The 11,699-nt window shown below is 35.9% G+C and carries 13 protein-coding genes and 1 pseudogene; 13 read left to right on the top strand and 1 reads right to left on the bottom strand.

The genetic code is table 11. The features are described from left to right. Positions 1 to 203: pseudogene (locus tag PG418_RS18565) on the bottom strand (transposase); the annotation flags it as partial. Between the two features lie 191 nt (positions 204 to 394). Here PG418_RS18565 and PG418_RS18560 point away from each other — a divergent pair. The 13 genes from PG418_RS18560 to PG418_RS18500 all read left to right on the top strand — a co-directional run bounded on the left by PG418_RS18560 (position 395) and on the right by PG418_RS18500 (position 11,658). Beyond that, positions 395 to 1,345, top strand: a complete 951-nt coding sequence (locus tag PG418_RS18560) for a MarR family transcriptional regulator (RefSeq protein ID WP_055158075.1) — start codon at positions 395 to 397, stop codon at positions 1,343 to 1,345. 49 nt (positions 1,346 to 1,394) lie between these two features. Continuing rightward, positions 1,395 to 2,168, top strand: a complete 774-nt coding sequence (locus PG418_RS18555) for a metallophosphoesterase (RefSeq protein ID WP_055158073.1) — start codon at positions 1,395 to 1,397, stop codon at positions 2,166 to 2,168. 62 nt (positions 2,169 to 2,230) lie between these two features. Continuing rightward, positions 2,231 to 2,368 carry a hypothetical protein gene (locus PG418_RS18550; RefSeq protein WP_498837851.1) on the top strand — a complete coding sequence of 46 codons (138 nt, stop codon included), beginning with the start codon at positions 2,231 to 2,233 and terminating at the stop codon, positions 2,366 to 2,368. A 229-nt stretch (positions 2,369 to 2,597) separates the two neighbouring features. After that, positions 2,598 to 3,851, top strand: a complete 1,254-nt coding sequence (locus PG418_RS18545) for an ATP-binding protein (protein WP_055158071.1) — start codon at positions 2,598 to 2,600, stop codon at positions 3,849 to 3,851. 387 nt (positions 3,852 to 4,238) lie between these two features. Further along, positions 4,239 to 4,673 carry a hypothetical protein gene (locus tag PG418_RS18540; protein WP_498837850.1) on the top strand — a complete coding sequence of 145 codons (435 nt, stop codon included), beginning with the start codon at positions 4,239 to 4,241 and terminating at the stop codon, positions 4,671 to 4,673. 131 nt (positions 4,674 to 4,804) lie between these two features. Next, positions 4,805 to 5,905, top strand: coding sequence for a helix-turn-helix transcriptional regulator (locus tag PG418_RS18535; RefSeq protein ID WP_498837849.1), 1,101 nt, complete (start codon positions 4,805 to 4,807; stop codon positions 5,903 to 5,905). Between the two features lie 79 nt (positions 5,906 to 5,984). Next, complete coding sequence (locus PG418_RS18530; RefSeq protein ID WP_498837848.1) at positions 5,985 to 7,454, top strand: DUF2779 domain-containing protein; 1,470 nt, start codon at positions 5,985 to 5,987, stop codon at positions 7,452 to 7,454. Continuing rightward, entirely contained in the window at positions 7,441 to 8,442 is a 1,002-nt protein-coding gene (locus PG418_RS18525) for a hypothetical protein (protein ID WP_498837847.1), read from the top strand. Before PG418_RS18530 ends, PG418_RS18525 begins: the two co-directional genes overlap by 14 nt. A gap of 123 nt (positions 8,443 to 8,565) precedes the next feature. Beyond that, on the top strand, positions 8,566 to 9,057 hold the full coding sequence (locus PG418_RS18520) for a hypothetical protein (RefSeq protein ID WP_498837846.1): 492 nt from the start codon (positions 8,566 to 8,568) through the stop codon (positions 9,055 to 9,057). 6 nt (positions 9,058 to 9,063) lie between these two features. Continuing rightward, a complete protein-coding gene (locus tag PG418_RS18515) occupies positions 9,064 to 9,966 on the top strand; it encodes a hypothetical protein (protein ID WP_498837845.1) in 903 nt (300 codons plus the stop codon). Continuing rightward, positions 9,960 to 10,328: a hypothetical protein gene (locus PG418_RS18510; RefSeq protein ID WP_270475435.1), complete on the top strand. Its 369-nt coding sequence runs from the start codon at positions 9,960 to 9,962 to the stop codon at positions 10,326 to 10,328. The genes PG418_RS18515 and PG418_RS18510 overlap by 7 nt, the downstream gene beginning before the upstream one ends. Beyond that, entirely contained in the window at positions 10,325 to 10,624 is a 300-nt protein-coding gene (locus PG418_RS18505) for a cyclic-phosphate processing receiver domain-containing protein (protein WP_270475434.1), read from the top strand. Before PG418_RS18510 ends, PG418_RS18505 begins: the two co-directional genes overlap by 4 nt. Positions 10,625 to 11,130: 506 nt before the next feature. Beyond that, entirely contained in the window at positions 11,131 to 11,658 is a 528-nt protein-coding gene (locus PG418_RS18500) for a replication initiator protein A (protein WP_498837844.1), read from the top strand. The last annotated feature ends 41 nt before the right edge of the window (positions 11,659 to 11,699 follow it).

Here is an 11,699-nt window from a genome sequence, read left to right as displayed (position 1 = left end):
ACTGTTTTTAACATGTTGACTGGATTATATCTGAGTCGTCCGGTTGTATACTCCGGAATATCCGTCAGATACTTGTTTAAATCGATTCCGCCCATCAATCTGTCAAATGTTAAAACAGGATCCAGCAGATCCAAATAATCTGAAAGAAACAGTGGTAAATATCCTTGTTTTGAATTACAATAATTATTGTGTAAAGTTTTCATCGCAGGTTAATTGTACCACAAAAATAGGATGTTTCGCATGAACGAATGGTCCTATTTCTTTTAGGGACTTATTTCACAGCCCCTTTTCGTTTGCATAAAAACCAAGATGTTACAATATAATAACATAAAACATTGTATAATAACAGAAAATATGTTATTATACATAAAAATATGTTACAAGGAGACGCCGGATGAAAAATCAATTAGAGCAGTATTTCGGCTGCAAAGTAAAAATAGCAGAATACAAGAATAAATTGCCATTGCCGATCTTTATGACTATGCGTGATATTATGATGGTTGAAATATATGGTGTTAGCTTTGCCATAATAGATGTTATGAAGGAAACGGAGCTAAGTGTTGCAGCAATGAAAAAACAGAAAGTAAAGTATGAGGAAGCATTGCAGTGCCCGGTTGTATTTCAAGTGACATTAAACAGTGTGTCCATGAGGAATGCTCTGGTGAAAATCGGAGTTCCGTTTGTGGATCTACCGGGAAATGTATTCTTACCATTTATGGGAATAGTGTTGCAGGATGTTTATAGAAAGCATCTTGTTAAAGTGGACAAGATGATGCCGGCAACACAGATGGTGTTTCTTGAATTGCTATATATGAATGATGAGGAATCAGCATTAAAAAGCGAGGTTGCGAATAAGTTGAATCTTACAAAAACATCTGTTACAAGAGCGACGGCGCAATTGGAGAAAATGGGTCTTATTGAGCAGCTTAAATCAGGAACAGAGATTTCCATTAAAAGGAATTATTCACGCAAAGAGTATTATGAAAAGGCAAAAGCATATTTGATTAATCCGGTGCAGAAAGTGATTACAATTATGCGATGTGAAGCAACCTTTGAATCATTTGTCGCAGGAGAAAGTGCACTTAGTCAAGTGTCAGAACTAAATCCACCTAGAATAGAGGAACGCGCAATCTACAAGGGTGAGGAAGTTGTTGATCAGTTGGAAATTGTGGATGCCAGATCTGAAGATCCGGATGACTGCTTGAAAGTACAATTATGGAAATACAATCCTTCCTATTTCGCAAAGGAAGGATGTGTTGATCTTGTTTCACTTGTATGTACATTCAGAGGTAACGAAGACGAAAGAATAGAAATGAGTATTGAGAAACTGTTGGAGGAATTATAATGGTACTAAACTAATATAAGTTTGTGTTTCAATTTTAGGAGATGGAGTTATGCGAGTACTTGTAATACCGGATATTCATCTGAAAACATGGATATTCGACAGGGCAGAGAAAATTTTAAAAGACGGTAAGGCAGATCGGGCTGTATGCCTAATGGATATTCCGGATGATTGGAATATGGAATTTCAGATAGAGCAATATAAGGAAACATTTGACCAGGCAATCACATTTGCTGTGGACTATCCGGATACTCTCTGGTGTTATGGTAATCATGATGTTAGCTACCCGTGGGGCAGACTTGAGACCGGGTATTCTCCTTATGCTGAGAGGATGGTTATATCAAAGTTTGAAGAACTTGAGAACAGCCTTAAGAGTCCAACACAGATCGACATAATGCATCGGATTGACAATGTGCTTTTCTCACATGGAGGGCTTACGGCTGATTTCCTGAAATGGTTAGACGAGGATTTGTTGGATGCCGAGATAGATGATGTCATTGCAGCGGTGAACGATGCTTCTCATGATTTCCTCTGGAATGACGAATCACCCTTATGGTTCAGACCACAGTACGAGACCAGAGAGATATTTAGGCCAGATACCTACAAACAGGTGGTAGGGCACACTCCGGTGGAGAAGATATTTGAAAAAGAAAGCATCATATCGACAGATGTGTTCTCTACCTATGGAGACGGAAGACAGATTGGAGAATCTGCGATGATTGTTATTGATTCGGAAACCGGAAAATACGAGAAGATAGAGGTTATGGGGAAATGGGAGTGTGATAGCGATGAACGAACCGACATAGCAATATTCAGATTTAATTAATTCATTACAATCCAGGATACAGGCATTGGAGGATGAAAACCGACTTTTGAAAGAGCGTTTGGATGAAGCCGGTGTTTCCGTATGCGGATGTTGTGTCTGGCGACGCTGAAGGAGTTGTGGAATTGTATGATCCAGATCAGGGTGCTCGTATAAAGAAATTTGATGTTACGAGAATCGAATTAGTAGCGCATCGGAAATGACAAAGAGCCAATTCGTGAGATTTGAGTCATCAAGCTACATAGCAGGAGATATTTTTCAAGAAGAGAAGAATTAAAACTTACAAGGGATCAAGCAAGTGAATTACTTGAATCAATTCCACCAGAGAGAATTGAAAAAATAGCCATAAAACAATCACAAAAATTTACGATTGTTTTTTCGTGCATTTATGCATATAATATAATCAATGAAGTTGGAAAGGATGCGATCATTATGCGTGAAACGAGAATATTAGAGTTCAAAGAAACGATTACGAATACTTTTTTAAAAACAGTCAGTGCCTTTTCGAATTACGATGGTGGAACAATTCTTTTTGGAGTAGATGATGATGGAAATGTAAAAGGCTTGCCGGATGTAAAGCAGGCGTGTCTGGATATCGAAAATAAAATCAATGACAGTATTTCGCCTCAACCGAACTATACACTTGAAATACAGAATAATGATCAGATGATAAAACTCACTGTAACCAGTGGCTTTCAGAAACCATATTTATATAAATCAAAAGCATACAAACGAAATGATACAGCAACGATAGAGGTAGATACTCTGGAATTTTCAAGACTTGTATTAGACGGCAAAAATATTAGATTTGAAGAATTACCTTGTAAAGATCAGGATTTGTCTTTCGAAGTTTTACAGTGTAAGTTGAAAGAAAGTATTCAGATTGAAACTTTTAATCAAGATACATTGAGAACATTGAACTTGTATGACAATGTAAATGGTTTTAATAATGCAGCAGGTCTTTTGGCGGATAAAAATCATTTTCCGGGAATTGATATTGTCAAGTTCGGGGAAAATATCAGTATTATTCAAAAGAGAACAACGGTTGAAAATATATCCATTTTGGATGCGTATGAAAAGGCACTTGCTGTATTTAGGGATTACTATCAGTATGAAGTAATACAAGGTGCTGACAGAAAGAAGATGGAGAAGATACCAGAAGCAGCCTTCAGAGAAGCGATTGCGAATGCTCTGATCCATAGGGTATGGGATGTGGATTCACACATCAGAGTTTCCATGTTTGATGACAGAGTAGAAGTTGTATCTCCAGGTGGATTGCCGTCCGGAATAACAGTAGAAGAATATTTGTCAGGTAAACTTTCCGTTTTAAGAAACAGAAATCTTGCAAATGTGTTTTATAGATTAGGATTTGTCGAGATATTTGGAACCGGAATTACAAGAATAAAACAACTGTATGCAGAAGGTCTGGTGAAACCGGATTTTGAAGTGTCAGAGAATGCTATAAAAATTGTGCTTCCTTTATTTGAAAAGGATGCTAATTTAACCGGAGACGAAAAAGTAATTTATAAACTCTTAAGCAAGACTATGCTGAAACCAATAAGTGAAATTGCACCATATATACCTTTTGGAAAATCAAAGACAACAAAGTTGCTGAAAGATATGTGCGAAAAAGGTGTGATAGCAATTGAAGGTAAAGGCAGAGGCACGAAATATATAATTAAGTAATTAGGTATATAGGAGATTTTAAATTTATAAGAGAGGAAGTAAAATTGCATGATAAAAGTGCTCTTTATCTGCCACGGCAGTGTTTAAGGAACGGGGGAAAAAGCCTTGACTTTATTGGGTTTCTTGGATGGAAACGTAGAATTTACACCTTATTTACACCTTTGGAAGATCGGATCGGAATAGTTGAAATAATAATAGATAAAGGCGTGGGAGAAAAATCCTACGCTTTTTGCATATAATCACACAATTTGAACGAAAAAATCCTCATGATCATGAGGGAAAATGAAAGAAATTTGGAATGAGTAATAACACAAGCTGTGTACCTTTTTTGCCCCATTAGATCCATTAAGATATAGTTAGTAAAAATTCGTAGTGGAGGAATGATAAATGTGGAATAATACAAAAGGTGAGCAGGACAATCTTTGTTTGGCACTTATAAATCCAAGGCTATGTAAAAAGTTAAGTATTAAGGTTGCAGTAGAGCAGCATGATACGAAGACAGCAGTACCATATCTGCATGTATTTTTAGATAATACATGGAATCTGAAGAATTGTGCATTTATTCGATTGGATAAACCGGAGTATGTTCCAGAAAAGAATTCTAAAAGGTTGTCAACAAAACAAAAGGAAGAACTAATCTATATATTGACGAGGGAATGTAATGGAAATTGGATTGCATCAATTATTGATAACAGTAATATTAAAGCGGCGACAGGATATGAAACCGCTGTTCAGACATGGATAGATACTTATGAAGGAAATAATAAAATTCAATACGATAAAAACGGATTTCTTGTTATGCCGGATTATACAAAATTATAGAGTCGAAAATTATGTACAAGAGATGAGATGTTGAATGATATTTTGCTGTTCGTTTTTATGCCCGTTGAAATCTGTGAAATGTAGGCATACAATGATACTATATGAACTGCGCAGAACGGAGAGCAAAAAGTATGAGTGATATACATACAAAAAAATTGTTGATTTTGTATATTTTAGATATCTTACAGAAATATACGGATGAAGAACATAGGCTGAGCCAGAAAGAAATACAGGATATCTTGAAAAAAGAGTATGAAATGCCGGTTGACCGGAAAGCTATAAAGAGAAATCTCTTAAATCTGATTGAATATGGCAGCAGTATTGAATATAGAGAAGTATCACGGAAAGAAATTTTCAGAAAAAAGAGTGTAGTATCAGACGAAGATAGCTTAGATTTGGAGGATAAAGGAATCCCGGAAGACGATTTGTTATGGACAGATTTTTATTTGAAGCAGAAATTCACAAATGAAGAATTGCGTCTATTAATAGACAGCCTGTTATTTTCAAAGCATATACCCTATAGCCAGGCAAAAAAATTGATTACAAAATTAGAATCATTATCTAATATATATTTTAAATCACGCTCGCAATACATTTATCCGTTGCCGGTTGACCGGACGGACAATAAGCAGGTGTTTTATAATATTAGTATATTGGATGAAGCCATTCGCAAAAAGCAGAAAGTGTTATTTGAATATGCAGAGTATCATACGGATAAGAAGATGCATTTGAAAAAGCGGGAAGATGGAAGTGTACGGGAATATGTTGTTACACCGTATCAAATGGCTGTGCAGGAGGGAAAGTATTATCTGATCTGCAACTATGATAAATATGATGATATCTCGAATTACCGTGTAGACAGGATTCGAAACATACAGGTTCTTGAGGAAAAAGGTAAGCCATTTGAAACTTTGAAATGGTCCGGACATCAGCCAATGAATCTGAATGAATATATGAAAGAGCATGTGTATATGTATTCCAGTGAAAATGCGTTTGTTAAATTTAGAATCGTAAAAGCAATGATATCCGATGTGATTGATTTATTTGGAAAAGGGGTGAATTTTTCAGAAGAAACGGATACGCATGTATCTGTGAGCGTGCATGTAAATGAACGTGCAGCGGAGCAGTTCGCAAAAAATTATGCGCCGGATGTGGTGATATTGCAACCGAAGAGATTAAGAGATAAATTAAGGGATGACTTGAAAAAAGCGTGGGAAGCATATGAAGATTAAAAGAAAGGCATAAGAGATGAAGAATCATTTTTCAAAGTCGAAATATTGCAGATTGTGGCAATGTCCGAAGATGTTGTGGATGGATAAATACAAGCCGGAAGAGAAAGCCGAAGATGCCACAGATGATTCCAGAATGGAAGCGGGAACAGAAGTAGGGAAGCTGGCAAGAGAATTATTTGGAAAGCCGGTAGATGTAACAGAGACTGTTAATGGACAATTAAATTTACCTGCAATGACAGACCGGACACAAGTGGAAATAGAACACGAGACATCTGTCATATGTGAAGCATCATTTTCCTATCAGGGGTGCTATTGTGCGGTAGATATTTTGAAAAGAGAAAATGACGGATGGGCAATATATGAAGTAAAAAGTTCGACGGTAAATGAGAAAAATATGAAAGCGGTATATGTGGCAGACGTTGCTTATCAGAAGTACGTACTGGAACATTGCGGAGTGCGGATTACAGGAACGTACATAGTTTCCATTAATAACGATTATGTATATGATGGAAAATTGGATTTGGAAAGGCTGTTTCAAATTACGGATGTGTCTGAATTTGTGAGAAATGAGATTGGGGAAGTAGAGAAGAATTTATTACAGGAAGATACATTGTTGGAATCAGAGAATGAGCCGGAGCGGGAACTGGGATTATACTGTAAAGATCCATATGGATGTCCGTATTGGGAATATTGTGCAAAAGAATTACCAACTCCGTCCGTATTTGACTTATATCGGATGCCGTTGAAAAAGAAATTAGAGTATTATCGGGAAGGGAATTCTGATTATAGACAATTAAAAGACTGTGGAAAGATTAAGAATGAAAAGCAATTAAGGCAGATAGAATTTGCGTTAGAAGACAAGGGGACATATGTAAATATTGATGGAATCCGGGAATTTTTAAGTACATTATCTTATCCGTTGTATTTTTTGGATTTTGAGACAATGCAACCAGTGATACCGTTGTTCCCGGGAACAAAGCCATATCAGCAGATACCATTCCAGTATTCATTACATTATATAGAGTATGCAGGTGCACCGTTATTGCATAAAGAATTTTTGGCAGAATCAGGAGAAAATCCATTGCGGGCAATTGCAGAAGCTTTGTGCAGGGATATTCCGATGAATGTGTGTGTAACGGCGTACAATAAGTCGTTTGAATGCAGCAGAATTAAAGAATTGGCGGGAATGTTCCCGAGTTTATCTGAGCATTTATTAAATATCAGAGATAATATCAAAGATTTACTGGATCCATTTCAGGCAGGTCATTATTATAACCGGGCGATGGGAGGTTCATTTTCAATTAAAAGTGTCCTGCCGGCGATATTTCCGGATGATCCGGAATTGAATTATCATAATCTGGAAGGTGTGCACAATGGCTCAGAGGCAATGACGATATTTCCGAGGATAAAAGATATGCCTGCGGAGGAGCAGAAGAAAGCAAGGCATAATTTGTTGAAGTACTGCGAGTTGGATACTTATGCGATGGTGAAAGTGTGGGGAGAACTTGTGAGAGTTGTGGAAGGAGATACGGAAGATGGAGAAAACTAAAGAAGAAATAAAAGAAGAGATTGAAAAAGACATAAAAGATTCGGTAGATGATTTTATTGGAACAATAAAAAAAGAGCCGTGCTGTGAATACTTTTCAGATAAGACTGAAGTAGATTGGGAATGTGAAAAAGTTTATAAAGATACTCTGTATCAAGGGTATTTAGATGCTTGTCGGACATTTCATTGGAGTACTGAGGCAGGACAAGCAGGAGAAGATTTATTAGAGAGAAAAAAAGTGTGGGATAAAAGTAAATCTGATACAGAGGAAAATCCTATGAGAGAACCGTTAACAACGGTTGCACAAGAACTTGGAACTTATTTTAATAGTGATGAACAGTTTGATAATAAATATTCAGATTGGTGTAAACAGTTAATAAAATCCTATGAGGATTATCTTAAGGGTGGAATTACATATGGTCAGGCCCAAAAAATAATAAATATGGCGTTTAAATATTTATATTGCATATGCGATAGATGTGAAGGTGGAGAAAAATATAAAAAGAAGTTTGATAAATGTCATATGCCGTTAGATAGTTTTAGTCTGGAATGGTTCAAAAGGAAATTTGGGGAAGATGATTTTACAAATTTTGAGAGGTATTCTGAAAACCATAAAAAACTACCAGAAAATTTATTTACCCAAAAAGGTGAAAAGAAGAAGTTGAAAGCGGAATCAATGGGTTCGTGGAGTTCTATGCAAACGTGGGAAGAAGGCTGTGAAAAACAAGAATATCCATACGAATTTTATGCATATGTTATAAAGAAATATTGTGATGAAAGATCAATTACTCCATTACAATTAGATTTTATTGTTTGGTCTAAAATACAGAAAATTATGGCGGCAGAGTCATTCATAAAGACTTTTAAAGACGATGACGAAGAAGATAAAAAGGAAAAAAAATCTGAAAAGTCTGAAGCGTATGATATAAATAACTTGAAAAATACGTTAGAAAATAGATTGATTAAAATCAGAACTTTAATATGCAAATGATTTACTTATAGAATATACAAAGCAAAAACAGTGTTTCGGCACTGTTTTTGCTTTGTATAGAACCATGTACCCTTTTTATCCCATACAATCATATATCCTATTATTTATCAAGCACAGATTGGAGTGAAAAAGTTGAAAATATCCATTTATTCAAGAAAATCAATAGAAAAATTATTAGAAAAAGATTTCCCGGAAAATGCAGTGGTAATCAGTTTCTATGATCCGCCAGGAAAATTCCGTGATGCGGAATACAGGCCGGTAGACTATTCGGCGAAAACGAATTGTGTATTTCAGGCAGCACTGCATGACATTGATCTGGCAGTATTGCCGAAATATCATTTGACTTACGAGACATATTTTCCAGAAGTAGATGATCTTGCAGAATTTATTTTCAATGCAAAAAAAGAAGGAAAAGATATCATCTGCCAATGTGAATATGGCGAAAGCAGAAGTTCAGGATGTGCGGCGGCTATCCATGAATATTTCTATAAAGACGGTATCAAGATATTTGCTGATTATAGATATTATCCGAATCAGATGGTGTATCACAAGGTGTACGATGCACTTGAGAGATATGGAATTGAAAATAATGTGATAAGAGAAAGTGGTGAATAGATTTATATGACGATAGAATTAAAACAAGAGATTTTGGATTTAATTGAATCACCGGAATTGCATGTATATTTAATGGAACATGCAGAACGACTGAAGTTGAGAGACTATGTGTCAATTATTGCCGGAGCACCAGTCGATTTAAAAAGAAAACAGGGATTATTGTATAAGCTGAGAGCAATATCAGACATAAAGCAACAGGATATGGATTATCTGAAATTATGCTGCGAGTGTATGGATCAGGCAGTGCGATATTTAACGATGGAAAGTGAAAAGATTTTTCTTATACAGTTGATGGGTTATGATGATGATAATAAAAGTGATATTATGGATGGCCCATATATTATGACATCTTTTGAAGACATGAAAAAGGCAGTGCAGGAATATTATTGGAATGATCCGGATCCTATATGGGAAACTTTATATTGGCGGGTTGAATTATATTTTAGTGGCAAGAACGAGATTAAGGAAAACGAATTTTTATCACCGATGTACACATACATCATGAATAAAGGTGGTGAGATTCAATATTTTATTCATGAAAAGTTATCGTTAAATTATCTGAACGGATTCTTAGGAAGCATGGCAGAGAGGCAGTTCCATTCTGTGTGCCCGGATTTAAACTTGTCTGTTCCGTATCAGCCGGGAGATGTCCTGTTTATAGATTGCAGACCATATGCACCAGGTGCTTTTTATTGTCGGCTTAAAGAAGTCGGAGATGATTGCTGCGGAATACAATGTGAATATGTGAATCCGAAAGGTGAGGTTGAAACCGGTGCATTGAAACATGGCGATTATTTCTTTAATCACAGGGAAGTGTATCAATATTTATCACCGTTATATAAGGCAAGGATTGTTTCGAAAGATGAGTTGGATTGGGATGATTATGTCAAAGGAAAACGAAAATGTTAGCAAGACCACATAAAGGAGTATTCTGGTTAATAGACGGAAAAATCTGGGCAGTTCCATTTGACAAGCAAAAATATGAATATGGGATTTCAAAGTCGGGAGATTCTTATGTGCATAGAAAAATTTGGAAGGAAATAAAGCCTCGAAAATGTCGGTATTCATATAATTATTATCCTCGTGGTCGGGTTGAAATTACTTCAAAAAATCTGTGTATTCTATATATGAATCCCAATATAGGTGAAGAATACATTAATGAAATAATGAAGAAATTTGGTCTGGAATCTGTAGAAAAAATAATTTATGATAATAGTAGTCATTATAGATCATATTTGGATATAGGATGGAAAGCAGATGAAAAAAGATGACTATTTATAAAGGAAAATGTATGAAGATATGGCTGGATGATATACGACCTGCTCCAGAAGGATATGTATGGTGCAAAAGTGTTAATATTGCAAAGAGAACAATTGAATCAGCGGAGGAACCCATTTTATTAATTGATTGTGATCATGATTTAGGAGATTATGCTTATGATGGTGGGGATGGGATTAAATTATTGGATTGGCTAGCGGAGAATGAACGTTTTTATCCAATTAGGCTTCATACGATGAATCCCGTTGGCAGAGAAAATATGTTGCGGATGATTCGGAGATATTGGTAGGAGCAGAGGAAAGAGATATATGACAAAGAAAGAAGTATGTTATAAAAAATTGTAAAGAGCAAGATCCACCCGTGTAAAACAGTATTGTCATTTTGACAATTTTGTATTACTTACGAGTAGCAGAATTGATGGGGATTACGTCCCCATACCCACGTGAAAATATAATTGCTGGCAATTACATTTTAGCAGATATGCAGGCATATCTGGATAAGAGTCACAGACAACAAAATAATGAAATTTTGATAAGGCATTCACCTGGAATAGGTGAGTGCTTTTTTTGTTCTCAAATATTTAGTTAACGAAAAAAAATCTCCTCAGGGGGCTGTAAAAATGCCTCTCAGCGTTTCGTATTGTGTAAGGGTGTTTTTGACAGGAAAAAATAAAAATTTTTTCATCAAGAGGCTGTATTTATGCCCTTCATCTTTTGTATAAGTGTAAGAACATTTTTTAGCCGGCATAAAAATGATTTTTACAACAGTTAGAAACAGAAATGAGGCGAGAAAAGAATGAAATATGAATACATGAAGGAGTCTGAGCAGATGCTTCAGTACTTCCAATTTCCGAAGTTTTTGCTCAAGCTGCGAATTTCTCAAACTGCAAAATTTATTTATATGGTTTTGTATGACCGGGCGCGGATATCGAGAAAGAATAGCTGGATAGATAAGTATGGAAATGTTTATCTGATTTTTCCGATAGATGAATTGTCTGTTCAAATCGGCAAATGTAAATCTTCTGTAAAAACAGCATTGAAAGAATTGGATGATGTGGGACTATTGGTTCGCAGATCCGGTGGATTTTCAAAACCCAATCATTTATATGTAAAAATTCCATCTGATGAGATAGGCGTACAGTCGGTTGAGAGTAAGGCGGTTGAAAAGATGGCTGCAACAGAGTCGGAAAAGCACCCATCATCTGGTCGTAAAAATGGCTGTGCAGGAGTCGGAAATGTGGCACCTAGTAAAGTAACTGAGAAATATAAAAGAAATAAATATCATGAAGTAAATTATTGCTATGGGGAAGGAGAGAGTTTGTGATGAGAGAAGAAGATACTGTATGTGTAGGCAGTGATGGTTTG

Origin of the sequence: Bariatricus sp. TF06-38A, assembly GCF_027690675.1 — a bacterium.
In the GTDB taxonomy this organism is placed as follows: domain Bacteria; phylum Bacillota; class Clostridia; order Lachnospirales; family Lachnospiraceae; genus Allocoprococcus; species Allocoprococcus comes.
Note: the sequence above shows the minus strand (reverse complement) of the source record. Positions and strands in the feature narration are given on the sequence as shown.